General features: G+C 66.4%; 28 protein-coding genes. 23 read left to right on the plus strand and 5 right to left on the minus strand.

The genetic code is table 11. The annotated features are described in order from the left end of the window. The first annotated feature begins 31 nt into the window (after positions 1-31). From BJ997_RS06690 to BJ997_RS06745, 12 genes are all read left to right on the plus strand, one after another. Entirely contained in the window at positions 32-373 is a 342-nt protein-coding gene (locus tag BJ997_RS06690) for a flagellar basal body rod protein FlgB (RefSeq protein WP_035835546.1), read from the plus strand. Continuing rightward, complete coding sequence (locus BJ997_RS06695; RefSeq protein WP_035835545.1) at positions 373-765, plus strand: flagellar basal body rod protein FlgC; 393 nt, start codon at positions 373-375, stop codon at positions 763-765. Before BJ997_RS06690 ends, BJ997_RS06695 begins: the two co-directional genes overlap by 1 nt. Next, positions 765-1070 carry a flagellar hook-basal body complex protein FliE gene (gene fliE / locus BJ997_RS06700; RefSeq protein ID WP_035835543.1) on the plus strand — a complete coding sequence of 102 codons (306 nt, stop codon included), beginning with the start codon at positions 765-767 and terminating at the stop codon, positions 1068-1070. Before BJ997_RS06695 ends, fliE begins: the two co-directional genes overlap by 1 nt. After that, positions 1070-2662 carry a flagellar basal-body MS-ring/collar protein FliF gene (gene fliF, locus BJ997_RS06705; protein ID WP_035835542.1) on the plus strand — a complete coding sequence of 531 codons (1593 nt, stop codon included), beginning with the start codon at positions 1070-1072 and terminating at the stop codon, positions 2660-2662. Before fliE ends, fliF begins: the two co-directional genes overlap by 1 nt. After that, the gene (fliG, locus tag BJ997_RS06710) at positions 2659-3675 is read left to right on the plus strand and encodes a flagellar motor switch protein FliG (RefSeq protein ID WP_183323307.1); all 1017 of its coding nucleotides are present in this window, start codon (positions 2659-2661) and stop codon (positions 3673-3675) included. Before fliF ends, fliG begins: the two co-directional genes overlap by 4 nt. Further along, positions 3665-4273, plus strand: a complete 609-nt coding sequence (locus BJ997_RS06715; protein WP_035835541.1) for a FliH/SctL family protein — start codon at positions 3665-3667, stop codon at positions 4271-4273. The genes fliG and BJ997_RS06715 overlap by 11 nt, the downstream gene beginning before the upstream one ends. After that, positions 4270-5592, plus strand: coding sequence for a FliI/YscN family ATPase (locus tag BJ997_RS06720; RefSeq protein WP_035835540.1), 1323 nt, complete (start codon positions 4270-4272; stop codon positions 5590-5592). Before BJ997_RS06715 ends, BJ997_RS06720 begins: the two co-directional genes overlap by 4 nt. Then, positions 5592-6044: a flagellar export protein FliJ gene (locus tag BJ997_RS06725; RefSeq protein ID WP_035835539.1), complete on the plus strand. Its 453-nt coding sequence runs from the start codon at positions 5592-5594 to the stop codon at positions 6042-6044. Before BJ997_RS06720 ends, BJ997_RS06725 begins: the two co-directional genes overlap by 1 nt. 2 nt (positions 6045-6046) lie before the next feature. After that, complete coding sequence (locus BJ997_RS06730) at positions 6047-6682, plus strand: C40 family peptidase (RefSeq protein WP_183323309.1); 636 nt, start codon at positions 6047-6049, stop codon at positions 6680-6682. Then, positions 6679-7986 (plus strand): flagellar hook-length control protein FliK, encoded by a 1308-nt coding sequence (locus BJ997_RS06735; RefSeq protein WP_052541985.1) that lies wholly within the window; start codon positions 6679-6681, stop codon positions 7984-7986. Before BJ997_RS06730 ends, BJ997_RS06735 begins: the two co-directional genes overlap by 4 nt. A gap of 110 nt (positions 7987-8096) precedes the next feature. Beyond that, positions 8097-8432 (plus strand): flagellar hook assembly protein FlgD, encoded by a 336-nt coding sequence (locus BJ997_RS06740; protein WP_338042551.1) that lies wholly within the window; start codon positions 8097-8099, stop codon positions 8430-8432. A 46-nt stretch (positions 8433-8478) separates the two neighbouring features. Beyond that, positions 8479-9669 (plus strand): flagellar hook protein FlgE, encoded by a 1191-nt coding sequence (locus BJ997_RS06745; RefSeq protein WP_035835535.1) that lies wholly within the window; start codon positions 8479-8481, stop codon positions 9667-9669. Positions 9670-10056: 387 nt separating this feature from the next. Here BJ997_RS06745 and BJ997_RS06750 read toward each other — a convergent pair whose 3' ends face one another. The 5 genes from BJ997_RS06750 to BJ997_RS06770 form a co-directional block, all read right to left on the minus strand. Continuing rightward, positions 10057-10851 carry an ATP-binding cassette domain-containing protein gene (locus BJ997_RS06750; protein ID WP_035835534.1) on the minus strand — a complete coding sequence of 265 codons (795 nt, stop codon included), beginning with the start codon at positions 10849-10851 and terminating at the stop codon, positions 10057-10059. Next, entirely contained in the window at positions 10848-11906 is a 1059-nt protein-coding gene (locus tag BJ997_RS06755; protein WP_183323311.1) for an ABC transporter permease, read from the minus strand. Before BJ997_RS06755 ends, BJ997_RS06750 begins: the two co-directional genes overlap by 4 nt. Beyond that, complete coding sequence (locus BJ997_RS06760) at positions 11903-12865, minus strand: sugar ABC transporter substrate-binding protein (protein WP_035839913.1); 963 nt, start codon at positions 12863-12865, stop codon at positions 11903-11905. The genes BJ997_RS06755 and BJ997_RS06760 overlap by 4 nt, the downstream gene beginning before the upstream one ends. Positions 12866-12929: 64 nt before the next feature. After that, positions 12930-13958, minus strand: coding sequence for a Gfo/Idh/MocA family protein (locus tag BJ997_RS06765; protein ID WP_035839910.1), 1029 nt, complete (start codon positions 13956-13958; stop codon positions 12930-12932). 111 nt (positions 13959-14069) lie between these two features. Further along, a complete protein-coding gene (locus BJ997_RS06770; protein WP_035839908.1) occupies positions 14070-15095 on the minus strand; it encodes a LacI family DNA-binding transcriptional regulator in 1026 nt (341 codons plus the stop codon). Between the two features lie 93 nt (positions 15096-15188). Here BJ997_RS06770 and BJ997_RS06775 point away from each other — a divergent pair, with 93 nt between their 5' ends. The 11 genes from BJ997_RS06775 to BJ997_RS06825 are packed head-to-tail and all read left to right on the plus strand — an operon-like array spanning position 15189 to position 24307. After that, a complete protein-coding gene (locus BJ997_RS06775; protein ID WP_035839906.1) occupies positions 15189-15422 on the plus strand; it encodes a flagellar FlbD family protein in 234 nt (77 codons plus the stop codon). Continuing rightward, complete coding sequence (locus tag BJ997_RS06780) at positions 15422-16252, plus strand: motility protein A (RefSeq protein ID WP_035839904.1); 831 nt, start codon at positions 15422-15424, stop codon at positions 16250-16252. Before BJ997_RS06775 ends, BJ997_RS06780 begins: the two co-directional genes overlap by 1 nt. Beyond that, complete coding sequence (locus BJ997_RS06785) at positions 16249-17103, plus strand: OmpA/MotB family protein (RefSeq protein WP_035839902.1); 855 nt, start codon at positions 16249-16251, stop codon at positions 17101-17103. Before BJ997_RS06780 ends, BJ997_RS06785 begins: the two co-directional genes overlap by 4 nt. A 39-nt stretch (positions 17104-17142) precedes the next feature. After that, positions 17143-18054, plus strand: a complete 912-nt coding sequence (locus BJ997_RS21915) for a flagellar motor switch protein FliM (protein ID WP_236629127.1) — start codon at positions 17143-17145, stop codon at positions 18052-18054. After that, a complete protein-coding gene (gene fliN, locus BJ997_RS06795; protein ID WP_035839896.1) occupies positions 18054-18761 on the plus strand; it encodes a flagellar motor switch protein FliN in 708 nt (235 codons plus the stop codon). The genes BJ997_RS21915 and fliN overlap by 1 nt, the downstream gene beginning before the upstream one ends. A gap of 1 nt (position 18762) precedes the next feature. After that, positions 18763-19215, plus strand: a complete 453-nt coding sequence (locus BJ997_RS06800) for a flagellar biosynthetic protein FliO (RefSeq protein WP_035839893.1) — start codon at positions 18763-18765, stop codon at positions 19213-19215. Next, positions 19212-20093: a flagellar type III secretion system pore protein FliP gene (gene fliP / locus BJ997_RS06805; protein ID WP_183323312.1), complete on the plus strand. Its 882-nt coding sequence runs from the start codon at positions 19212-19214 to the stop codon at positions 20091-20093. The genes BJ997_RS06800 and fliP overlap by 4 nt, the downstream gene beginning before the upstream one ends. Further along, positions 20093-20368 (plus strand): flagellar biosynthesis protein FliQ, encoded by a 276-nt coding sequence (gene fliQ / locus BJ997_RS06810; RefSeq protein WP_035839890.1) that lies wholly within the window; start codon positions 20093-20095, stop codon positions 20366-20368. The genes fliP and fliQ overlap by 1 nt, the downstream gene beginning before the upstream one ends. Next, positions 20368-21126, plus strand: coding sequence for a flagellar biosynthetic protein FliR (locus BJ997_RS06815; protein WP_035839887.1), 759 nt, complete (start codon positions 20368-20370; stop codon positions 21124-21126). Before fliQ ends, BJ997_RS06815 begins: the two co-directional genes overlap by 1 nt. Beyond that, entirely contained in the window at positions 21127-22254 is a 1128-nt protein-coding gene (locus BJ997_RS06820) for an EscU/YscU/HrcU family type III secretion system export apparatus switch protein (protein ID WP_183323314.1), read from the plus strand. 1 nt (position 22255) lies between these two features. Beyond that, on the plus strand, positions 22256-24307 hold the full coding sequence (locus tag BJ997_RS06825; protein WP_035834492.1) for a flagellar biosynthesis protein FlhA: 2052 nt from the start codon (positions 22256-22258) through the stop codon (positions 24305-24307).

Here is a 24307-nt window from a genome sequence, read left to right on the forward strand (position 1 = left end):
GTCGCGTCTTTTGTCGACGAAACGGGAACCCGTGCTTGAATCCGTGACCTCCTCAGCGCTCACCAGCGCCCTGGACGGCCTGGCCCTGCGCCAGCGCACCATCGCGAACAACATCGCGAACGTGAACACGCCCAATTACCACGCCCAGCGCGTCTCCTTCGAGAACGCCCTGGCGCAGTCGGTTTCCGAGGGTTCCGGCGCCGTGGCGGCGAGCAGCGAACGGTCAATGGACCCCACGAACGTCAACGGCAACAACGTGAACCTCGACACCGAGACGCTGTCCAACATCGACACGGTGCTGCGCTACCAGTTCGCGGCCCGCGCCGTGGAAGGCCCCTTCACCTCGATGCGCACCGCGATGCGGACCACCTGATGACCTTCGACGCGATCGGCATCGCCGGCAGCGGTCTCACGCTGCACCGCAAGTGGCTCGACGCCCTCGCCGACAACATGGCCAACGTCAACACCGCTACGAGCACCGACGGCAGTGCATTCCAGGCGCGGTATATTGCGGCGCAGGAGGGCGAAGGTGTCTCCGGCGTCTACGCCACTGGCGTGGAGCTCGGTTCTGCCGAGGGCCGCATGGTCTTCGAGCCGAACAACCCGCTCGCCGACACCGAGGGCTACGTTCGCTACCCCGAGATCGATCTCGCCGAGCAGATGGGCCAGCTCATCATGGCCCAGCGCGGCTACCAGGCCAACGCCGCAGTGGTGGACCGCGCCAAAACAACCTATGAAGCCGCACTCCAGATCGGACGTTCCTAATGCCCCTGAGCTCGATCCAGATGATTCAGGGCATGTCGGGCGTGCAGGGAACGACAGGCACCACGGCCACGCAGGGCACCGACGGCTCCGGCTTCGGCGCCGCCCTCACCGGCGCTGTCGACAACCTGCAGCAGATCTCGTCGGCCTCGAACGAGCTCGCGATCAAGGCTGTCACCGGCGACCTCACCGACATCCACTCGGCCACCATTGCGAGCACCCGCGCGCAGGTCACCCTGGAACTCGTCGCCGCCGTGCGTAACAAGGGCGTTGACGCGTTCAACGAGATCATGCGGATGCAGGCCTGATGCCCGCCCAGGTCACCTCGGCGTTCCGCCGCTTCAGCGATGCCATCCGCGCCTTCACCATCGCCCAGCGCACCGTCGCCATCATCGGCGTCGCCGTGCTCGTTCTCGGCATCGCAGCCCTCAGCATGTGGGTCACCAAGCCCGCCTACACGCCGCTGTTCTCCGGCCTGAGCGGCGTCGACGCCAACTCCATCGTGGAGCAGCTCCGAGCGGATGGCGTGGCCTACGAACTCAGCGACGGCGGCGCGACGATCATGGTGCCAGAGGCAAACGTCTATGACGAGCGTCTCAAGGCCGCCGCGGCCGGTCTTCCCACCTCCAGTACGGGCGGATACTCCCTGCTGGACACCATGGGCGTCACCTCCTCCGAGTTCCAGCAGTCGGTCACCTACAAGCGTGCCCTCGAAGGCGAACTCGCGTCCACGATCGGCGCCCTCGACGGTGTACAGACCGCGTCGGTGAAGCTCGCAATCCCCGAAGACAGCGTCTTCGTGTCTACGAAGAACGACCCGACGGCATCCGTTTTCGTGCAGACGAAGAACGGCGTGTCCCTCAGCAACAGCCAGGTGCAGGCCATCGTTCACCTGACGAGCGCGTCGATCGACGGTATGCCTCCCGAAAACGTGTCGGTTGTCGACGCGGCCGGCACTGTGCTCTCCGCCGTGGGCGTGGGCGCCACCGGTTCGGCAGACCAGCAGGCCTCCGACTACGAGAGCCGCGTGCGCGACTCCGTGCAGAACATGCTCGATCGCGTGGTGGGCCCCGGCAATGCCACGGTGGTGGTGGCCGCCGACATGAGTTACGAGTCGGCCCAACGCACCGAGGAATCCTTCACCTCGCCCGAGCAGGGCATCGCCCTCAACGAGTCGACCAAGATCGAGACGTACGCCGGCACCGGTGGCGGCGCCGCGGGAGTGCTCGGCGCCGACAACATCGCCGTCGCCGCCAACGAGAGTGGAGACGGAACGTTCAACTCCGAGGACTCCACCCGCAACAATGCTGTGAACAAGGTCACCGAGTCGCGTACCATCCCGGCAGGCTCCATCAACCGCCAGACCATCTCGGTGGCTGTCGACGCAGATGCCGCCGCCGGCATGAACGTGGCCGACGTCACGAGCCTCGTGGCCTCCGCCGCCGGAATCGACACCACACGCGGTGACGCCGTCACCGTGGAGGTCGTTTCCTTCAATCAGGCGGGGGCAGCGGATGCCGCGGCGGCCCTCGCCGCGGCAGAGAAGGCCGCCGCAGACGCCCGCCTCGCCAGCTTGCTGCGCATCGCCATCATCACCGCGGGCATCGTGATCATGGTTGTGGTCAGCCTCATTCTGTACGCACGTCGCTCGCGCCGCCAGAGCCGGGAGCCGGTGGACGTGGGTGACCTCAGCGAAATGCAGAATGTTCTCGACTCGATGAACGCTCCTACGCTGCTCACCCCGGTGATTCCCCAAAAGCTGCCCGTGCTGCCCCCGATCAACTACACGATGACAGAGGCCGACACCCGCCGCGCCGAGATTGACCAGCTCGCACAGAGCGACCCTAAGCGCACGGCCGAGTTTCTGCGCAATCTGATGGATGACCGGCAGAACGCATGAGTGAGATCATCACAGCGCTGACCGGCACCCAGAAGGTGGCCGTGGTGCTCATGAACATGGATCACGAACTCGCGTCCGTCGTCATGAAGCAGTTCTCCGACGCCGAGGCCGAGGTGATCGCGTCGGAGATCATCCAGCTGCGTAAGGTCGATGCCGAGATTGCTGAGAACGCCCTCACCGAGTTCCACGAGATCACGCGTAACAGCTCGCGTCCCGGCCGCGGCGGCCACGAATTCGCCCAGGGCCTGCTCGAGGCCTCCTTTGGCGCAGAGCGCGCCGCCGGCGTTCTGACCCGTGTCGCCACGTCGATGGCCGGCAAGGCCTTCGAATTTCTCGACAGCGCCGAATCCAGCGACGTGCTCAACCTGCTTGAGGGCGAAATGCCCCAGACCATCGCGCTCGTGCTCGCCCACCTGCGTCGCGAGCACGCCTCTGCGATTCTCTCCGGTATGGCGCCCTCCCTGCGAACCGACGTGGCGCAGTGCATCGCCACCATGGGGAGCGCGGCCCCCGAAGCGATTCGCATTGTGACGGACACTCTCAAGATGGGCGCGCGCACAGTTGTGGCACGCGAAACCGTCGAGGTCGTCGGGGGAGTGCAGCCGCTCGTCGAGATCATGAACCGCGCCGACGCCGCCACCGAGCGTGCGCTGCTCGAAGCCCTCGAAGAGCGAGACCCGATCCTCGCCGAAGAGGTGCGTTCGCGCATGCTCACCTTCGCCGACATCGTCAAGCTCGAGAGCCGCGACGTGCAGCAGGTTCTGCGCGGCATCGACACGAGCGTGCTCGCGATCGCCATGAAGGGCACCTCGGGCGCCGTGCTCGCGGTCATTCGCGCCAACCTCTCCGAGCGCAATCGCGACCTTCTCGACGACGAAACTAAGAGCCTCGGCCCGGTGCGCGTCAGCCAGGTCGAAGATGCCCGTGCCGAAGTCGTGCGTGCCATCCGTGACATGGAAGCCCAAGGCACGATCACCGTGCAGCGCGGCGTGGAGGAAGAGTATGTCAACTGACGCCGGCTTCTCGAGCGTGGCCTATCCTCGCCTGCGCGTCGTGGCCGACACCCGTGTCGACGAACGAGACCGCGCTGCCGGCCACGCCGCCGGATACGCCGCGGGCCTCCGCGCCGCCAGTATCACCGCCGCGGCCCTGGCGGTTGAGCAGGCCGCAGAACACGCCGCAGTTTTGCGCCACACCGAGGCAAAATCCGACCGAGCGGTGCGCCTGCTCGCCGCCGCCGCCGAAGCGCTCGACAACAGCACGGTTCCCGTGCTGCGTGAGGCCGAGGGAACCCTCGTGCGGACTGCCCTCGACCTCGCGGAGGCCGTGCTCGGCGCGGAGCTGAGCCAGGGCGAGATTTCGGCCAGGCGCGCGCTCGAACGCGCCCTCGGCCAGGGCGAGCATCTGGAAACACACACCGTGCACATGCACCCCGACGACCTGGCCGTGCTGGGGCTGTCCACCCAGAACATTCCCGGCGTGCTCTTCGTCTCCGATGCCTCGCTGTCCCGCGGCGACGCGGTCACCCGTTTCGCCGACGGCTTTCTCGACGCCCGCATCGGCACCGCCTTCACCCGGGTGAAGAACGCCATGTTGGGCGGCCTTGCATGAGCGGGCTGGCCCTGCTCGACGCCGCCGTCGCGTCGGCCCGATCCGCTGCGCGGCCGGAACGGGTGGGCACCGTCAGTTCCATCGTGGGCCTCGGCGTCGAGGTGCGTGGACTCGATGCCGCCATAGGCGACCTCGTGAGTCTGGGGGACTACCCCGGGATCGACTCTGAGGTCGTGGCCACCGGTGCCAGCGGCATCCGCTGTATGCCACTCGGCCGCCTCACCGGCTTGCGGGCCGGCGCACCCGCGCGCGCGGCGAGCACGCCGCTACTGGTGCCCACTGGAACCGGGCTCTTCGGCCGCGTGATCGACGGCCTCGGCCGCCCGATCGACGGCAAGGGCCCGCTTGCGAGCGACGGCGCGGTGTCGCTGCACCACCCGAGCCCCTCGGCCATGGCGCGCACCCGCATCACCGAGCAGCTGCAGCTTGGTGTGCGCGCCCTCGACACTCTTACCGCGGTGGGCAAGGGCCAGCGCATGGGGCTGTTCGCCGGTTCCGGCGTGGGCAAGTCATCGCTGCTGTCGATGATCGCCAGGGGAACGGATGCCGAGGTGTCCGTGATCGCCCTGGTGGGGGAGCGCGGCCGCGAGGTCCGCGAATTCCTCGAAGACGACCTCGGCCCCGAGGGGCTCGCGCGTTCGATAGTGGTGGTCTCCACGAGCGACGAACCGGCCATGATGCGCCTCCGCGCCGCGTTCACTGCCACGCGCATCGCGGAATCCTTCCGCGACCGCGGCTCCGACGTGGTGCTCATGATGGACTCGCTCACCCGCGTGGCCATGGCGCAGCGCGAAATCGGTCTTTCGGTGGGGGAACCCCCCGCCACCCGCGGCTACCCGCCGTCGACCTTCTCGGTGCTCGCGCAACTGCTCGAACGGGCCGGAACCGGCGAGACCGGCTCAATCACCGGCATGTACACAGTGCTCGTCGACGGCGATGACCATAACGAACCCATAGCGGATGCCGCGCGCTCGATCCTTGACGGACACGTCGTACTCGACCGCAAGCTCGCCATCACGGGCCATTTTCCCTCGATCGACATTCTCGGCTCCATCTCGCGGGTGGCATCACGGGTGAACACACCCGCACGCAATCAGGTCGCCGCGACCCTGCGCCGGGTGCTCGCCGCGCGCCAGGGCGCCCAGGACCTGCTCGACGTGGGCGCCTACCGCGCCGGCACCAATCCGCTCGTCGACGCCGCGGTCAACAACGAGAGCGCGATCAAGAACTTCCTGCAGCAGCGCATGGACGACCAGACGCCCACCATCGTGGCCTGGGATCGCCTGGCCGCCCTCACCCGGCAGCTCGGGGTGGCGTGATGAAGCGACTCTTTCCCCTCGCCGGCCTGCTGCGCCTGAGACACCTGGAGCAGGACGAAGCCGCCGGCGAACTCGCCGCCGCCAACTCCCGCGTGCAAGACAACGAGACCCGGCGCGACCGTGCCCGCGCCCTGCTGCACGGCGGGGCCCACTCGCCCACGAGCGCCGCGGCCATGAATGCCATGGCGGCGGCGCGGGCATCCTCCCGCAGCATGCTGAGCGACCTCGACGCCCTCGGGCAGGGACACCTCGCCACTCTGGCGCAGGCGCAGACTGTGTTCGACGCGGCTCGCGCCGAATCCATCGCGCTCGAGAAGCTGCAGGCCCGTCATGCCGCCGCCGTCGTCGCCGCAGACCTGCACGCCGAACAGATTGTGCTCGACGAGATCGCGTCCACACGCTGGCACCGAGACCAGGCCGCGCGAGAGACCGACGGCGGAGGTGCGCGATGACAATGACCATGTCCGACGCCTTGAGCCGCATCGACCAGATCCAGTCGACGCTGCAGCGAATCGCCGGCACCCAGTCGCCCGCGAAGACCGCGGCATCTGCTGCATCGGCCGATGCCTTCGCCGCGACCCTGGCCTCGAGCCTCGGCACCACTGGCACCTCGGCCTCCGGGGTGGCGGCACTCGCCGGAACGAGCACCGCCACCGGTACCGACGTGGCGACCGCCGCGCAGAAATACCTCGGCGTTCCCTACGTATTCGGCGGAGAAGATGCGAGCGGCATGGACTGCTCCGGACTCGTGCAGAAGGTATACGCCGATGTGGGCATAGAGGTTCCCCGGTTGGTTTCCGGCCAGATGAAGCTCGGCACCGAGGTCGGCTCGCTCGCAGAGGCCCAGCCTGGTGACCTCATCGTGACCGGCGGCGGCGCCCACATTCTCATCTACGCGGGCAACAACAAGGTCATCCACGCGCCGTACGCCGGTCGCACGGTATGTCTCGTCGAGGCCTACATGACGGATGCCGACATCGACACGATCCGACGGGTCATCCCTACGCAGACCGCCGCGACGGCCGGAAACACGACCGCCGACATGTTCAGCGCCGCCCTTGCCTCGTTTGAATCCGGCGGCGCCCGATGACCCTCACGCTGAACACCACGCCCGCGGGCTCTGCCGCCACGTCCGGCGGCCAGTCCGCCACAGCGCCCCGCCCCGCCGCGTCGGACGGCGCCGCCGGCTTTGCTGCTGCGCTGCAGCAGACGGGTCGAGAGGCGCGCGAGCAGAGCCCCACCGGCCGGGATGCGGCCGATAGCGCGCGCGTGGTGGCGCCCGCCGAGGTGGTGGCATCGTGCGTGCCTGTGTCGTCAGGCACGGCCGCCTCGATATCAGATTCGACAGTGGCAGCCGATGCCACCCCGTCCGATGGCGCAACGTCAGATGCCACCCCGTCAGATGCGAAGGCCATGCTCGTCGATGCCCCCGTGACAGCGCTGCCCACCACGTTTGCCTGGCTGGCCCTTGGCCGGAGCCCGATGGCCGACGTGTCCGGACAGCCGGCAGCTGCCGAGCAGGTTGCCGGGGTGCCCGCCGCGCAGGAAATGACACCGAAAACCGAGGCCGGGGCCCTCGACGCAGCGATCGGCACCGCCGAACAACCCGCACAGGTTCCGTTGCCCGTCACGCTGGCTGTCCCCGCTGCTGTCCCGAGCGCCGGTGCCCGCGCTGCGTTCGCGTCTCTCTCCCCGTCGTCCGTCGCCGTCTCGTTCGCGGGCGGTGCGAATGCCCGCTCCGCCGAGCCATCCACGCCGGCGACAGCTGCCCGGCCGCTTTGCCCTACCCCGGAGCCGTACGGAACGCCGACCCGGGCCGAGTTCCTCGTGCGGCCCACCGGGTCGACGAAGGCCGAGGCCGTCACGATCGTGCAGGCTGACGTGCCCGCGCCCACGACAGTTAGTGTTCCAGGTGCCGCGACGCCGACCGCGCCGGTTGCGCCCGCCGCGCCGACGGCATCCGCTGTCCCGGCCGCCCCGGTGCCGCTCACCGCTCAGGTCGCCAAACCGCTCTTCACGCTGAGCGGCGTCAAGCCGGGCGAGCACGTGCTCACCATCAACGTGACGCCCGAGAACCTCGGGCCGCTCACTGTGCGGGCGCACGTGACCGGAGACAACATTCGCGTGGAGCTTTTTGCCCCGACCGACCTCGCCCGCGAGGCGCTGCGCGCGATCCTGCCCGACTTGCGCCGAGACCTCGCCGGTGGCGGGCTCAACGCCCAGCTCGACCTCTCGTCGCAGAACCAGGCGAGCGATGCCCGAGCGGATGCGCAGGCCAGCCGCCAGCAACGGCCCCCGCCGGGCGCGCGCGACGGCCCGGGCGACGAACCCCCGCCCCGTTCCCCCCGCAGTTTTCTCTCCAGTTCTTCATCCACCATCGACGTGATGGCTTAGCAGGAAGGTCGCCCGTGACGATCCCCGCAGTTACCGCCGCTCCTACGACCGGAATGTATTCCTCCACGGTTACACGAGCCCCAAAGCAGACCATGGATTCGGAGGTCTTCATGTCACTGCTGGTCACCCAGCTACGCAACCAGGACCCGAGTTCGCCCATGGACACGAACCAGATGATCGCGCAGACCACCCAGCTGGCCATGATGGAGAAGCTCAACGCCCTCGCCACGACGAATGACGAGAACTTCTCGTTGCAGATGCGCATGGCCGCCGCGGCGCTCGTGGGTCAGGAGGTCAGCTACACGGATGCTGACGGAACTGAACTGACCGGACGGGCCACGGCCGTGTCCTACGCCGGTCCGGTGCCCCAGGTCACGGTCAACGGCCAGCCCGTCGCCCTTGACGCCATCTCCGGGGTGACCGGCGCCGCTGCCCCCACCGCCTGATCGCTCGACCCACACTCTTCTACTTCCTTATCGAAAGGCGGCACCCATGCTTCGCTCTCTCTACTCCGGTATCTCCGGACTCCGCGCCCACCAGGCCATGCTCGACGTGACCGGCAACAACATCGCCAACGTCAACACCACCGCGTTCAAGGCATCCGCCGCGCAATTCCAGGACACCCTCTCGCAGATGACGCAGGCCGCGGGCGGACCGCAGGCCACTGTCGGCGGCACGAACCCGGCCCAGGTCGGCCTCGGCGTGCAGGTTGCCGGCATTTCCACCAATTTCGCGCAGGGCTCCGCCCAGTCCACCGGACGCGCGACCGACGTGATGATCTCTGGCGACGGCTTCTTCGTCACCCAGCTCGGTGGCGAGACGCTGTACACCCGTGCCGGCGCCTTCGACTTCGACGCCCAAGGACGCCTCGTGTCGCCGGACGGTGCCATCGTGCAGGGCTGGAACGCCACCAACGGCGTGATCAACGCCGGCGGCGCCACCGGAAACATCACCCTCCCCGTTGCGGCCGTCATCCCCGCGAAGGTGACCACGACGGCATCCGTCAACGGAAACCTGCCCTCGGACGCCGTCGAGGGAACTGAACTCATCCGTGATATCGAGGTCTTCGATGCGTCCGGCACGGCGAGCACAATTTCCCTCAAGTTTGTCAAGGACGCTGCGGCCGGCACCTGGAACGTGAGCGACGTGAACAACACGGCCACGGCGTCCGTCGCCCTCACCTTCGTTAATGGCGAGCTGACGAACGCTGCCGGGACGGCGACCATCTCGGCCGGCGCTGCCGGAACCCCGGTTGACCTGTCGGCACTTGAGGGTTTCTCCGGCCTCACAACTGTCGCCTTCTCGGGCCAGGACGGTTCTGCGGCCGGAACTCTCGAATCCTTCGCTCTCGGTTCCGACGGAACTCTCGTAGGCCTGTTCAGCAACGGCGGCCAGCAGGCCATCGGGCGCATCGCCCTCGCCACTTTCACGAACCCCGGCGGCCTGGAGAAGGCCGGAGCTTCGGGCTACCGCGCCACCTTCAACTCCGGTGCGGCGCTGCTCGGCACAGCCGGCGCCGCAGGAATGGGTTCACTGCAGAGCGGTGCGCTCGAGATGTCGAACGTCGACCTGTCGCAGGAGTTCACGAATCTGATCGTGGCCCAGCGAGGTTTCCAGGCCAACGCCCGCATTATCACCACGTCCGACGAGGTGCTCCAGGAGCTCACTAACCTCAAGCGCTAGCTAGCGTCGCGGTCACCTGCGCCCGAAAGTGGCTCACGCCCCTGAAATCACAGGCGCATGAGCAACTTTCGGGCGCACGACCTCGTCGAGGCTCTGCAGCCCACATCATGTCCGCTCGGTACGGACTTCTGGTTGATTCCACCGCCCGCCACCGATCCGACCCAAACCCCCCGTCCTCCTGGTGAGCAAATCAGCACTGAAGCTTGGGTCGCCACTGCGGCTGCCGGCCTGCAGGAGTACGCGCCGCGTAGTGGATGCCCCAGGCCGGAGGGCGGCTCGCGGGGCTTCGAGACGCTCGTGCCTCGCTCCTCGACCGGCGCTGGATCGAGCCTGTCGAGTTCGGGGGGTCGAGCAGCGCGGCGGGGCCGACGGGCGTGGGCGGGCGGGTCAGCGGCGCTCGAGCTCGTGGGCGAGGGCGTCGAGTTCGGCGCCGCCGGCCATGAGGCGAGTCATCTCTTCGATGCTGATCTCGCTCTTCAGGAACGCACCGATGCTCGTACCGCGCTTGAGCAGCAGGAACCGGTCGCCCACCGGATACGCGTGGTGCGGATTGTGCGTGATGAAGACCACGCCGAGCCCGCGGTCGCGGGCCTGGGCGATGTACTTCAGCACCACGCCGGACTGCTTCACCCCGAGCGCCGCAGTCGGCTCATCGAGGATCACGACTTTGGCGCCGAAATACACAGCACGGGCGATCGCCACAGACTGGCGTTCACCCCCGGAGAGCGTGCCGATGGGCTGGTCGACGTCCCGCAGATCGATACCCATCTTCGCGAGTTCAGTTTTGGTGACCTCACGCATCCGCTTCACGTCGAGATACCGGAACGGGCCGAAACCCGTGGTGAGCTCGGAACCGAGAAAGAAGTTGCGCCACACCGGCATCAGGGGCACGACGGCGAGGTCCTGATAGACCGTGGCGATGCCGAGGTTGAGGGCATCGCGGGGGCTCGTGAAGGTGCGGGCCTCGCCGTAAGACAGCAGTTCTCCCTCGCTGTGCGCGTGGGCGCCGGCCAGAATCTTGATGAACGTGGACTTGCCGGCGCCGTTGTCGCCGAGCACGCACAGTACCTCGCCGACTCCAACCTGGGCCGAGACGCCCTGCAGAGCCAGTATCGAGCCGTAGCTCTTGCCGATGTTTCGCACCTCGAGAATAGGAGGTGCGGTAGACAGTGTCTGACTCATGAGCGAACTCCAGCTCGTTTGCGAACGTACAGGTTGACGAGCACGGCGAGCAGAAGCATGCCGCCGAGGAAGGCCTTGAGCCAGTTGTTGTCCCATTGGGCGAACACGATGCCCTGCAGGGTCATGCCGTAGATGAGGGCGCCGAGGGCGGCGCCGATCGCGGATCCGTAGCCACCGGTGAGCAGGCATCCGCCCACCACCGCGCAGATGATGTAGATGAACTCCTGGCCGATGCCGGTCGTGGCCTGCACCGTGGACACGTCGAAGAGCATGAGCATGCCCACGAGCCATCCGGCGCCGGCGGTGGTCATGAACAGGCCGATCTTGACCTTCATTACCGGGATGCCCACCTGACGCGAGCTCTGCAGCTGGCCGCCCACCGCGAAGATCCAGTTGCCTGCCCGGGTACGGATGAGCACCCAGGTGGCGACGATGATGGCGAGCAGCCACCAGACCACGGCCACCTTGAGGTCCATGCCGAGGAATGGGAACGAGGAGCCGAAGAACACCCTCACCGCGTCGAAGCCGGGAACTGTGCCCATGCCCTGAATCACCACGGAGCCGGTGATCAGCTTTGTGACGGCTAGGTTGATCCCCTGGAGAATGAAGAACGTGGCGAGGGTCACGATGAAGCTCGGCAGCCCGGTCTTCATCACGATGATGGCGTTGCCTGCACCGAGAGTGAGTGCAACCGCGAGAGCGACGCCCATTGAGAGCCAGACGTTGGCACCCCACTGGGTGGTCATGACGCCCACGATGAGCCCGGTCGTGCCGGTCATGGCGCCGGCCGAGAGGTCGAACTCCCCGCCGATCATCAGCAGCGCAACGGCAACTGCCATGATGCCGAACAGCGACGCCGAGTACAGCCACGTCGAGACGCCCGCGGGGGAGAGGAACACTTCAGTGGTTAAGGAGAAGAAAGCGAAGATGCCCAGGGCCGCGACGAAGGCGCCGACCTCGGGTCGTCGGAGCAACTTCACAATCGGCCCCACCGGCGTGAGGCGTTCGTCAATGGCTGGGGCGGCGGCTGGCGCGGCTGGCGCAGTGATCGTCATCGAGTGCCCTTGACTGCGAACTCGGCGACCTGCGCCGCGTTCTCCTTGGTGATGAAGGCCGGGCCGGAGTACACGGGCTGGCCGCCGCCGGCCACGTCGCCGTTGCGCAGCTGCAGGGTGAGGAAGACCACGGGGAGGTAGCCCTGGGAGTAGGGCTGCTGGTCGACCGCGAAGAGGATGGAGCCGTCTTCGATGAGTTTCGTCACGTCGGCGGACACGTCGAAGGTCGCGAGTTGGGCCGTGCCTCCGGCCTCCTCGTTGGCCTGTGCGGCGGCCACGGCGATGCCCGGGTTGAGCGTGAGCACGCCGTCGATGCTCGGGTCAGAGAGCAGCATGCTGCTGATCGTGTTCTTGGCGTCGGCGATGTTCGCCACGTCGACCTGAAGGTTTGTCACTGTGTCGAGCTTGTCGGCGGCGCCGGCGCAGCGCTCTTCGAGGGCCACGTTTCCCGCTTCGTGGATGACGCAGATCACGTTCGTGGCGCCGGCTGTGGCCAGTTCTTCACCCGCGCCCTGCCCGGCCAGGTATTCGCTCTGGCCCACGTGGGTCGAAGCGCCAAACTCCTTCGACTGCTCCATGCCGGCGTTGATGGTGATCACCGGGATGCCCGCGGCCACGGCCTTCTCGACCGCGCCGCGAACCCCGTCGGGATTGGCCATCGACACGATGATCCCGGCGGGCTTCGACGCGACGGCCGCGTCGATGAGCTGGCTCTGCTTCACCGGGTCGCCGTCGCCCTGGTACGTGACGTTCATTCCGAGGTCCGCCCCGGCCTGCTCGGCACCGCTCTTGACGACGTCCCAGAAGTTGTCGCCGGGGGTGCTGTGGGTGACGACCGCGATAGTGCCGCTCACGGCATCCGTTGTTGCCGCAGTGGTGGTCTGCCCGGTACCCGAGCAGCCGCTCAGGGCGAGCGGAACGGCGACGAGTGCTGCAAGCCATGCTTTGTTGTGACGCATCAGTGAATCCTCCATTGGATACAGGTGCTGTTCTGTTGGGTTGGGTGGTCCGTGACAGGGAGAGTTACTCCGCGAAAATGGGGGAGCGGGCGACTCGAACCGGCAGGCCGGTCTCGAGCGACTCTTGCGCCGCATCCGCTATCCGGCTCGCGGCAACGGCGTCGTCGGGGGTGCAGGGGTTCTCGCGCAGTCCGAGCACAAGCTCGATGAAGGCGACCATTTCGCTGCGGTACGCCTGGTCGAAGCGGTCGGCGAAGGTCTGGTGCGGGATTCCGGAGGGAAATGCAATGCCGGGCTCGGTGGAGCCCAAGGCGGTCCGGTCGTCGAGGCCCACGAGGAGGGAAGTCGCAGAGCCTTGCAACTCGAGGCGCACGTCATGCCCTGCCCCGTTGTAGCGGGAGGCGCTCACGGTGCCGATCATGCCGTCATCGAAGGTCACCAGGGCGAGTGCGGTGTCGACGTCGCCGAGCGCGCCGATGGCAGGGTCGCCATTGTTGCTGCCGCGAGAGTAGACCTCGACGATCTCGCGGCCCGTGATCCAGCGCAGAATGTCGAAGTCGTGCACGGAACAGTCCCGGAACAAGCCGCCGGAGCCGGCGAGGAATTCCACCGGCGGCGGAGTCATGTCGCATGTCACGGCGCGCAGGGAATGGATCCAGCCGAGCTCGCCGGCCTCGAAGGCCCGCTTGGCCTCGAGATACCCGAGGTCGAACCGGCGCTGGTGCCCGATCTGAACGACGCCCTGATGCTCGCGGATATAGGCGAGCACGGGCAGTGCCTCCGCCACATTGACCGCGACGGGCTTCTCGCAGAAGACCGGGATGCCGGCTTCGACGCCGGCCCGAATGTGCTCAGGGTGCAGGGCGGTTCCGGTGGCAACTACGAGGCCGTCAACACCCGAGGCGATCAATGCCTCGACGCTCGGCAGGTACTCTGCGCCGAGTTCGGCGGCCACGGCCTGAGCATGCGCGGCGGCGACATCTGTGAGTTTGAGGGCGACCGTGAAGCCGGAAGCCGGCAGGCCCGTGATGTTGCGGGCGTGCATCACACCGATGCGGCCAACCCCGATGAGTCCGAGCGTGATGTTCTTCATGATCTACTCCAGCGTCATTGACAGTATTGGACCGGTCCAACACGATGACTACAGGCTAATGGTGAATTTTCACCACGTCAATAGAATGTCTTTACAAAGTGGGAATTCACTTTACGCACGCGGCGGAGCGCTGCTACCGCGCACGGCGAGCGAGGGCGCGAGGAGCGTGAGCGATGCCGGCCGAACCGGGTCGGCGAGGCGCGCCACCAACAATTCGCCGGCCTTTCGCCCGCTCGCCAGGCTCGCGTTGTCGATGCTGGTCAGGCTGATGTGCCGCATCCTCGCGGTCGGAGTGTTGTCGTAGCCCACGATCGAGAGGTCGTCGGGCACAGCGCAACCCAGCTCATCCGCTGCGGAAAGCAAACCGAAGGCGGCCATGTCGTTCACGGCGAAAATGGCGGTGGGACGGATGCCCGTGGCCGGGTCCAGCAGCTGGAGCCCTGCCTCGTAGCCACCCTGTTCTGTTAGGCCACCGTCGACGGTGAGCATCAGCTCGGCGAGCCCGCTCTCCGTCATGGCCTGCTCATAGCCGGCTCGGCGGGCCAGGCCTACGGGCGTGGGCCCGGCGCCCAGGTGCGCGATGCGACGGTGGCCCAGGCTCACGAGATGCTGTACCGCGAGGTGTGCACCCGCCTCGTTGTCGTCGGTCACCACGTCTGCCGACGGGGCAGGGGCCTCCGGAGCGCCGAGCACAACGGTGGGCACCTGCCGCACGGCATTAATGAGGTCTTCAGAAGGGGGCAGGGTGCCCACGAGCACGAGGCCGTCGACGTTCATCTCCAGCAGCTTCCCGAGCAGAGAAGACCCGCCCCGACTGTCGAGACGGTGGTCGCCGAGCAGCATCTGCAGTCCGTGGGCATTCAACACGGCGTTGAGACCGTCGACCGCTTCAACGAACCACGGGTTTCGAAGGTCGTGCAGCACGACTCCGACCGTGTAACTCCGTGCCTCTGTGAGTGTGCGTGCGGCGGCGTTGGGCCGGTAGTCGAGTTCGCGCACCGCAGCGGCCACGGCGATCCGCTTGGCGTCGCTTACATACCCCGTGCCGCGCAGAACGAGGGACACGACCGACTTGGACACCCCGGCCTGGACGGCCACATCGCGGATGGTCGCGCGCTTGCTCGTGAAGTCAGCCATCCCTCCACTATAGGAAGCTAACGCCGTGGGCAGCGCGGCCGACAGTACGCAGTAGCGCCTCACTGGAGTCGTTCGTTACCAGGGGATGAGCTCATGATCGTAGTCACGCGGCTGAACGACAGCCAGTTTGCGATCAATCCCGATTTGATCGAACGCATACACGCGAATCCAGACACGACCCTAGTGATGGTTGATGGCGCCAACTTCATCGTGACCGAGACGATGGAAGAAGTGATTGAGCGAATCGCGCAGTACCGCGCCAGAGTGATTTCCCTCGCCTACGACCCCGACGCGGGCGAGCTGCCGCGCGGCCCGCGGAGGATCTGATGGATCCGGCGACACTGGTCGGTATCGTCATCGCCTTCGGGGCGCTCTTTGCCATGATCACCCTTGAGGGATCGTACGTCTCGAGTATTCTGCTGCCCGCGCCGATGATCCTGGTGTTCGTTGCCACGATCGCGGTGGGCGTCGCCGGCGGAACGATCCGGGACGCCGTACTCGCGTTCAAGGCGCTACCGCGCGCATTCAGGGGCAAGACTACCCCGCCCACTCAGATCATCGACCAGGTCGTCGGCCTGGCCGAAACCGCCCGCACCTCAGGCCTGCTCTCCCTCGAGCAGGAGGCCGACAACGTCAATGACCCGTTCTTGCGCGGGGCGCTCCAGAACATCGCGGATGGCACAGACGGCGACGAGCTGCGCATACTGCTCGAAGATGAGATCTCCACCAGGGCACGGGCCGACCGCTCAGCGGCCAAGTTCTTCAACAGCCTCGGCGGCTACGCGCCGACGATTGGTATCGTCGGCACGGTTGTGTCGCTCACGCACGTGCTGGAGAATCTCGACACGCCGGACACTCTCGGCCCGATGATCGCCGCTGCCTTCGTGGCCACCCTCTGGGGGCTCCTCTCGGCGAACTTCCTGTGGCTGCCCATCGGCTCGCGTCTCAAGCGGTTAGCCGACATCGAGGTTGATCGTATGACCCTGCTCATGGAAGGCGCGCTGGCCGTTCAGTCCGGCAGCCAGCCCCGCTTGCTCGGTGAACGCCTTCGCGCCATGGTCTCGGATGACGCACTCGGCAAGCCGGCGAAGGCCGCGAAGGCCGGAAAGGGCGCCCAGCAGAACGACGACGACACGACCCTGTTCGAAGCCGCATGAGTGCCCGCAAGGGGCGCCGCAGTTTCGGTGAAGATGAGGATGAGCATCCCGACGAACGCTGGATGGCCTCCTACATGGACATGGTCACGGTGCTCATGTGCATGTTCATAGTGCTTTTCGCCATGTCGAGCGTCGACCAGAACAAGTTCGAGCAGCTGCGCAACTCCCTCGCGACGGGCTTCGGAAGTGTCGAGGCCGGCTCCATCGATACGGCCACCGGCGTGGTTGTGCGGCCAGAGCACGTCGACTCCGAGGACGAAGCATTCTCCGGGGCGTCACCCACCGAGCTGCCGGCCACGGACCAGCAGCTGGCCACGGCAGAAGTTGAGGACCTCAGCAAGCTCGAGGCCGACATCACCGCGAACCTCGCCGCAGCGGGCCTGGCCGACCTCGTGCAATTCGCGGTCGACGAGCGCGGGCTGACTGTGGGGCTCGTGGGCTCCGAAACCTTCTTTGCCCCCGACCTGGCGGATCTGAGCCCGACGGCTGTGGCCATTCTCGATGCCATGGCACCGGTGCTGGCGGCGAGTGATCGCGAGATCTCGGTGGAAGGTCACGCCGACAAGCACGGGCAAACCGTAAACTATGCCACCGACTGGGAGCTGTCTGCTGGGCGCAGCACCCGTGTGCTCCGCCGTCTGGTGGAACAGGGCGGTGTGCAGCAGGAACGGATCGCGGCCATCGGCTACGGCGCGGCGCGGCCGGCATCCACTGGCTCCGAACTGGCCGATATGGCCATGAACCGCCGGGTTGACGTGGTGCTGCTCTCGACTCTGCCGGACTCGGTTCGCTCTCTCATCCCCGGGGTCATCGCCGGAACTGAAACGACGGGCGAAACCGGCACCGGCTAGCACCTAACGCCGCAGCGCGGCCGGCCGATAGTGGCAGACGTGACGGTCCAGGAACAGGTAAGCAGAGGTGTGCCCGCCAAGCCACCCAAAACGGTTGAGGTGTACGACTTCCGTCGCCCAACCACCCTCGCGCGGGAGCACGCCCGAGTCCTGGAACTCGCCTTCGAAACCTTCGCCCGCCAGTGGGGCACGCAGCTCACCGCTCGCGTGCGCCTGCTCTGCCAGGTGACGTGCGACCTCGTGCAGATGCAGACCTACGACGAGTATGCCTCGAGCCTGCCGTCCACCACGGCGATGGTGCTGTGCAGCATCGACGGCATCGCGGCAAAGACCGTGATGCAGTTTCCCACCCGCGCCGCCCTGAGCTGGGTCGATCACATGCTGGGTGGCAATGGCAGCAAGGCAGCCAAGGAAGAGCGCAAGTTCACCCCGATTGAGCAGGCACTTGTGCGTCACCTCGTCGAGGAAGGTCTCGAAGACCTCCGCTACTCGCTTGGCGACCTGCTGCTCGCCGACGTGACGATAGACGGGATCCAGTACAACTCGCAGTTCGCGCAGGCCGCCGCGACCGGCGACCTGATGATCGTCGCCACCTTCGGTATTCGGGCAGGCAGCGACGCGCCCGTGATCGCCACAGTGGCCATACCGGAGCACGCCCTGATGCCCCAACTGGGCGAGGCGAATCCCACGAGCCTCGCCGAAAACGCACGAGAACTGCTCGAACAGCAGCTCACCTTCGTACCGGTCGATGTTTCCCTGCGGCTCAATCCCATTCAGGTGCTCCCGAACCGAATTCTCAGTCTGGCCGTCGGAGACCTGCTCTCCATCCCGCATCCGCAGCATCGACCGCTCGACCTTGTCGTCAACGGCCAGATCCTGGCCACGGCTGCCGTGGGAGTGAACGGCTCCCGTCTTGCCTGCATCGTGATCGACACCGAGGAGAAACCATAATGACCGACACCGGAGTGTTGTCAGCCGCCGCCGTTGATGCCCTGATCCGAGTGCTCCCCACGGGCGTTCCCCTGCGCGCAGTGGAAACCCACGGCAGTTCGGCGCTGAGCGCGCGCGTCGGATCAGCAGCCGTGGCCTCTTTTGTCGGCGCGACCTCCGCAGACCTGGCGATCGTGTTGATGGACCCCGCAGCGTTCGACGCCGCGTCCGGGTCGGCCTCTGCGCTCGTCGCAAGCCATGATGTGCTGCGCCCGTCGCTCGAAAGTGCCGCCGGCGTGTTGGGCGTCGGTGTGCTCGGCGACACGCGCGTCGAAGACGCCTCTTCGCTCTTCATGGACGCAGAGACGCGCGTCTTTGAACTGGGCGCCGCCGGCCAGGTGAGCGGATGGTTCGCCCTGCGTGTGCGGAAGAACGGTGCGGCCACCGGAGGCGCCCCGGGGTCGACCTCTTCCGCGGTGAGCAACCTCGGGCGCATCAACAACGTGTGGATGGCGCTGACGGTAGAGATCGGCCACACGCGTATGCCCGTTCGTGACGTCTTGTCCCTTGAACCCGGTGCCGTCATCGAACTCGACCGCTCGGCAGGGGCGCCGGCCGACGTCATGCTCAACGGGCGGCTCATCGCGCATGGCGAGATCGTTGTCGTGGACCAGGACTATGCAATTCGCATCACGCAGATTCTCGACGTGGTCGAGGGCGCATCCTAAAGTGGACACCCTGATCGTGGCGTTGCGGGTGGTGGTGTCCCTCTCCGTCGTCCTCGCACTTCTCTGGTACCTGCAGCGCCGCTTCACCAAGGGCGTTCGCGCGCGCGGGGGAGCCAACCTCGTCACCGTCGTGGGCCGACAGGGCCTCGGCCAGAAGGCATCCGTCGTCGTCGTCGACATCGACGGCCAACGCCTCGTACTCGGAGTGACCGAACAATCCGTCACAGTTCTGCACGGCAGCGGCACCCCCGTGCCGGCCGCCGGCCATGAAGCCTTCGCCCGCTCGATGCACACCGCGACCGTCAGCACCGCACCGGAGAGCGACGCCGCGGTGGGCGCGCCCCTGGAATTCCGACCCCGTCGCAAGCCAGTGCAGGCGGGAGCCCTGAGCGGTTCCATCCTGTCGGCCTCCACGTGGCAGCAGGCCGCCGCTGCCCTTCGGCAGGGTCGGTGAACGCCCCCGTCCTCAGGCCCGACTCTTCTGCCGCCACCCTGAAGCGTCGCTTCTCCCTGCGTCTTGCCCTGCTGCTGGCCGCCGTCCTGCTCCTCACGGGGGCACTGCTCTGGTTCACGGCGACAGCGGGTCACGCCCTGCCGGTCGACCCGAAGATGCCGACCGATCCGATCGATCCGACGGCTCCCGTCGACCCTGGCGCGGGCGAAGGCGGTCTGACGATCGACATCAACGGCCCCAACGGCGCGCCGTCGTCTGCGATCGTCACTCTCGTGGGGATCACCCTGCTGTCGGTGGCACCGGCCCTGTTGCTCATGATGACGAGCTTCACGAAGATCTTCGTCGTGCTCGCCATGACCCGTAACGCGCTGGCCCTGCCGTCCATCCCGCCCAACCAGGTGCTCGCCGGACTTGCGCTCTTCCTCTCGCTGTTCATCATGGCGCCGGTTCTTGCCGACATTAACACTCTCGCCGTCACGCCGTACCTCGACGGCGGCATGACGTTCACGGAGGCCCTCGCAGCAGCATCCACTCCGCTTCAACACTTCATGATGGCAAATACCCGCGAGGAAGACCTTGCTCTGATGACGCGGGCCGCGGGCCAGGAGAACCCCGCCAGCCCGGACGACGTTGAGCTCCTCACGCTCATTCCCGCCTTCATGATCTCCGAACTTCGTGCGGCCTTCATCATCGGTTTCGTCATCTTCATTCCCTTTCTCGTCATCGACATCGTGGTCTCCGCGGCCCTGATGTCGATGGGAATGATGATGCTCCCGCCGGTGATGATTTCCCTGCCGTTTAAAATCCTGCTCTTCGTGCTCGTCGACGGCTGGGGACTCATCATCACCTCGCTTATCGGCAGTTATCGGATGGGCTGATGGACACCAACGCCGTTCTCGACATTGGTCTGCAGGCCCTGTGGCTCGCGGCGAAACTCTCAGCCCCTGTGCTCATCACGGCACTCGTCGTGGGCTTCGCCATCTCGCTCCTGCAATCGATCACTCAGATCCAGGAGGTGACGCTGTCGTTTGTGCCCAAGGCCATTGCCGTCTCCATCGCCCTGCTGATCACAGGACACTGGATGATCTCCGAGTCGGTGGCCTTCACTCACGCCATGTTCGATAAGATTCCCACGCTGATCGGCGGCGGGTGATGGAATTCTCTCTCAACCTCGCGTGGATCGAAGCGGTGATGCTCGCCGGGGTCCGCATGATCGCCTTTCTCGTGATCGCCCCGCCGTTTTCCTACCGGGCGTTCCCAGCGCGCATCAAAGCGATGCTTGGCATCGGGCTGGCCCTCGCCGTGGCTCCCCGCGTGACCGCAACCTACGAGTCCCTGAGCACTGCGGGCTTCTTTGGAGCGCTCGTGCTCGAGATCTTGGTGGGCGGACTGCTCGGGTTTCTCGTGTTCGTCATATTCTCCGCCGTGCAGTCAGCCGGCGGCCTGATCGACATGTTCAGCGGATTCCAGATGGCCCAAGGCTATGACCCGCAGTCCATGGTCAACGGTGCCCAGTTCACCCGGCTGTTCCAGATGACGGCTCTCGCCCTGCTGTTCGCCTCTGGCGGCTATCAGCTCATCATCGGCGGCCTCGTGCGCTCCTTTAACGCATTGCCGCTCGGCGGAGGCATCGACATGGCCGCCCCCGTGCAGGCACTGATCGGGGCCGTCAGCCAGATGTTCCTGGCCGCGGTACAGATCGCCGGCCCGTTGCTCGTCGTGCTCTTTCTCGCGGATGCCGGCCTCGGCCTGATCACGCGGGTCGCCCCGGCGCTCAACGCGTTCGCCCTCGGCTTCCCGCTCAAAATCCTCATCACCCTGACCCTGGCCGCCGCCGTGTACGTGGCATTGCCCCACATCGTCTCCTCGCTCACCGGCGAGGCCGTCGATGCGCTGATGGGGGTGAGGTAGATGGCTGAGCCCGATTCCGGCGAGAAGACCGAGCCGGCGACCCAAAAACGCATGAAAGAAGTGCGGGCCAAGGGCCAGCTGTCCAAGTCCCAGGACGTCACGGCCTGGCTCGGCGTCGGTGCCGCGGCAATCATGATTCCGGCCACCATCGAGGCCGGCGCCGAGGCCGGCAGCGACCAGATGTTCACTATCAAGAGCCTGATCATGAACCCCGACCCGCTCGAGGCCGTCACGGCGCTCGGCGACGGTATGGCTTCCATGGCCGGGGTGCTCACCCCCATGCTGCTCCTCGTCGTGGGAGTCGTACTCTTCGGCGCAGCGCTGCAGGGCGGCATCCACTTCAAGAAGTTCGAGGGCAAGTTCGAGCAGTTCAACATGGTCACGGGCCTGAAGCGGGTCTTCGGCGGTCAGGCGCTGTGGGAGGGCGTGAAGTCCCTGCTCAAAACAGCCGTCGTGGGTCTCGTGCTGTTCTGGGTGATTCAGGGTCTCATGCCCGTCATGATGACGGCCGGCGGCCTGCCGGTGATGGAGCTGATCGGCGCGGCCGGCGATGGTGCTGCGGCGCTGCTGCGATCAGCGGTCATTGCCGGGCTCATCCTGGCGGCGGCGGACGTCTTCGTGGTGATGCGGCGCAACCGTAAGAAGACGCGCATGACCAAGAAGGAGGTGCGTGACGAGAACAAGGCCTCGGAGGGCGATCCCATGATCAAGTCTCAGCGCCGCGCCCGTCAGCTCGCAATGAGTCGCAACCGCATGATCGCCTCAGTGACCGACGCCGACGTCGTGCTGGTCAACCCGACGCATGTGGCCGTTGCGCTGAGCTACGAACCCGGCAAATCAGCCCCGCGGGTCGTGGCGAAGGGAGTGGGACACATTGCCACCCGCATCCGCGAGCAGGCCGAAACCGACCGGGTCCCCATCGTGCAGGACATCCCGCTTGCCAGAGCGCTGCACGGCGCGTGCGAGATCGGCGAGGAGATCCCCGTCGACAGGTACAACTCGGTCGCCCGGGTGCTCGCCTTCGTGATGGCGCTCAAGGGGCGCGGCGGGGGAGGCGGGGGCGTGCACACCATGACCCCGCAACCAGCACAGAATCCATCTTTCGCAACGACCACCGGAGGCAACTGACGTGAATCGCAATCTCACCAAGCTCGCCGTGCCCGTCGGTGTCGTGGGCATCATCCTGCTGCTCGTCGTGCCGATCCCCGCGGTTATGCTCGACCTGCTCATCATCGTGAACATCATGCTCGCGCTCGTGACCCTGCTGACGACCATGTTCGTGAAGAAGCCTCTCGACTTCTCGGTCTTTCCCTCACTGCTGCTCGTGGCCACGCTGTTCCGACTGGGCCTCAACGTGGCGTCCACTCGATTGGTGCTGGGTGACGGGTACGCCGGGCAGGTGATCGAGGCCTTCGGTCACGTGGCCGTTGGCGGATCAATCATCATCGGCGCCGTTATCTTTCTCATTCTCGTCGTCATCCAGTTCGTCGTGGTCACGAAGGGCGCCGAACGCGTCGCGGAGGTCGGCGCTCGCTTCACTCTCGACGCCATGCCCGGCAAGCAGATGGCGATCGACGCCGACCTGAACGCCGGCCAGATCACCGACGCGCAAGCCAAGGACCGCCGCGCGGAGGTGTCGGCGGAGGCTGACTTCTACGGTGCGATGGACGGCGCCTCGAAGTTCGTCAAGGGTGATGCCATCGCGGGCATCATCATCATCATCATCAACCTCGTCGGCGGCATCGCGATCGGCATGCTGCAAAAGGGTATGGAGATCACCGATGCCCTCAACACGTATGCCCTCCTGACGATCGGCGACGGCCTCGTCACCCAGATCCCCGCCCTGCTGATGGCTGTCGCCACCGGCATGATCGTCACCCGCTCGAACGCCGAAGCCGACATGGGATCGACCGCGTCGACCCAGCTGTCGCAGTCCCGCTACGCCCTCACCATCGCCGGCTCGGCCGCCATCCTGATGGCGCTCATACCCGGCATGCCCATCTTCCCGTTCTTGATCGTGGGCGTGGCCCTGATCGTGATCGGGCAACGCATCAAGTCCGGCGAGACGACAAAGCAGGCGGCAGCGGATGCGAGCCTTGCGGCAGAGAAGACGGCTCCCCGCTCCGACACCCCGGAGGACCTGATCGAACAGATGCGGGTGCACGCCCTCGAGATCATGCTCGCCCCCGACCTCGTCGACATGGTGTCCGGCGCCTCCGACGACCTCCTGGCGCGGGTGCGCGGGCTGCGACGCAAGATCGCTCTCGACCTCGGTGTGGTCGTGCCGCCGGTGCGCACCCGCGACAGCGTGGAGCTGCCGGCTTCGACCTATTCCATTCGCATCGCCGGCGTGGAATATGGTCGCGGACTCGCCCCGTCCGGCAAGGTGCTCGCCCTCGGTGAGGCGCTCGACGGCCTGCCCGGCGTGGTCACTGTCGAACCCGTTTTCGGGCTCGCTGGCAAATGGGTGCCGAGCGAGATGCGACACAGCGCCGAAATGACCGGTGCCACCGTGATCGACCCAGTGTCGGTGCTGATCACACACCTCTCCTCGATCATCTCGCTCAACGCGGCGCGACTGCTCACGCGAGAAGACGTTCGTGTGCTGACGGATGGCGTGAAGCAGGTCAACCCCTCGGCCGTCGACGATTTGATTCCCGGTCTGCTCTCCCTCGCCGAGGTTCAGCGAGTGCTGCAGGGGCTCCTGATGGAGGGGATCCCGATCAATGATCTGCCGCGCATTTATGAGGCGCTGTCGCTGCGGGCAAAAACGAGCAACGACCCTGAGGGCCTCATCGAAGCGGCGCGCCAGGCCCTGGGCCCGGCACTCACAGTGCAGTATCTCGACGGAAACCTGCTGCGCGTCATCATGATCGAGCCCACTCTGGAACAATCAATGCTCGAGGGCATGCGCCCGTCCGAGCAGGGCACCCAGATCATGATGGATGCCGCGAAGATCGAGACCGTGCTGTCAAGCGTTCGCACCTCGGTCGCCGCCGTCGAGGCGAGCGGACTGAGCGCCGTCCTCGTGTGCGCACCCGCGCTGCGCCCGGCCGTCCGCCGCCTGGTCTCAACCCAGTCGGGCGGGCTCCCGGTGCTCTCGTACCAGGAAGTCACCTCCGCAAACGTGACCATCGAGACGGTTGGAGTGGTGCGTGGAGCCGAATCGCTTTCTGCTTAA

Origin of the sequence: Cryobacterium roopkundense (assembly GCF_014200405.1) — a bacterium.
Taxonomy (GTDB): domain Bacteria; phylum Actinomycetota; class Actinomycetes; order Actinomycetales; family Microbacteriaceae; genus Cryobacterium; species Cryobacterium roopkundense.

Bases quoted from the DNA above. Each gene is read 5' to 3' on its own strand.
- BJ997_RS06695 (WP_035835545.1), top strand. From the start codon at position 373: ATGACCTTCGACGCGATCGGCATCGCCGGCAGCGGTCTCACGCTGCAC.
- fliE (WP_035835543.1), top strand. From the start codon at position 765: ATGCCCCTGAGCTCGATCCAGATGATTCAGGGCATGTCGGGCGTGCAG.
- fliF (WP_035835542.1), top strand. From the start codon at position 1,070: ATGCCCGCCCAGGTCACCTCGGCGTTCCGCCGCTTCAGCGATGCCATC.
- fliG (WP_183323307.1), top strand. From the start codon at position 2,659: ATGAGTGAGATCATCACAGCGCTGACCGGCACCCAGAAGGTGGCCGTG.
- BJ997_RS06715 (WP_035835541.1), top strand. From the start codon at position 3,665: ATGTCAACTGACGCCGGCTTCTCGAGCGTGGCCTATCCTCGCCTGCGC.
- BJ997_RS06720 (WP_035835540.1), top strand. From the start codon at position 4,270: ATGAGCGGGCTGGCCCTGCTCGACGCCGCCGTCGCGTCGGCCCGATCC.
- BJ997_RS06725 (WP_035835539.1), top strand. From the start codon at position 5,592: ATGAAGCGACTCTTTCCCCTCGCCGGCCTGCTGCGCCTGAGACACCTG.
- BJ997_RS06730 (WP_183323309.1), top strand. From the start codon at position 6,047: ATGACCATGTCCGACGCCTTGAGCCGCATCGACCAGATCCAGTCGACG.
- BJ997_RS06735 (WP_052541985.1), top strand. From the start codon at position 6,679: ATGACCCTCACGCTGAACACCACGCCCGCGGGCTCTGCCGCCACGTCC.
- BJ997_RS06740 (WP_338042551.1), top strand. From the start codon at position 8,097: ATGTCACTGCTGGTCACCCAGCTACGCAACCAGGACCCGAGTTCGCCC.
- BJ997_RS06745 (WP_035835535.1), top strand. From the start codon at position 8,479: ATGCTTCGCTCTCTCTACTCCGGTATCTCCGGACTCCGCGCCCACCAG.
- BJ997_RS06750 (WP_035835534.1), bottom strand. From the start codon at position 10,851: ATGAGTCAGACACTGTCTACCGCACCTCCTATTCTCGAGGTGCGAAAC.
- BJ997_RS06755 (WP_183323311.1), bottom strand. From the start codon at position 11,906: ATGACGATCACTGCGCCAGCCGCGCCAGCCGCCGCCCCAGCCATTGAC.
- BJ997_RS06760 (WP_035839913.1), bottom strand. From the start codon at position 12,865: ATGCGTCACAACAAAGCATGGCTTGCAGCACTCGTCGCCGTTCCGCTC.
- BJ997_RS06765 (WP_035839910.1), bottom strand. From the start codon at position 13,958: ATGAAGAACATCACGCTCGGACTCATCGGGGTTGGCCGCATCGGTGTG.
- BJ997_RS06770 (WP_035839908.1), bottom strand. From the start codon at position 15,095: ATGGCTGACTTCACGAGCAAGCGCGCGACCATCCGCGATGTGGCCGTC.
- BJ997_RS06775 (WP_035839906.1), top strand. From the start codon at position 15,189: ATGATCGTAGTCACGCGGCTGAACGACAGCCAGTTTGCGATCAATCCC.
- BJ997_RS06780 (WP_035839904.1), top strand. From the start codon at position 15,422: ATGGATCCGGCGACACTGGTCGGTATCGTCATCGCCTTCGGGGCGCTC.
- BJ997_RS06785 (WP_035839902.1), top strand. From the start codon at position 16,249: ATGAGTGCCCGCAAGGGGCGCCGCAGTTTCGGTGAAGATGAGGATGAG.
- fliN (WP_035839896.1), top strand. From the start codon at position 18,054: ATGACCGACACCGGAGTGTTGTCAGCCGCCGCCGTTGATGCCCTGATC.
- fliQ (WP_035839890.1), top strand. From the start codon at position 20,093: ATGGACACCAACGCCGTTCTCGACATTGGTCTGCAGGCCCTGTGGCTC.
- BJ997_RS06815 (WP_035839887.1), top strand. From the start codon at position 20,368: ATGGAATTCTCTCTCAACCTCGCGTGGATCGAAGCGGTGATGCTCGCC.
- BJ997_RS06820 (WP_183323314.1), top strand. From the start codon at position 21,127: ATGGCTGAGCCCGATTCCGGCGAGAAGACCGAGCCGGCGACCCAAAAA.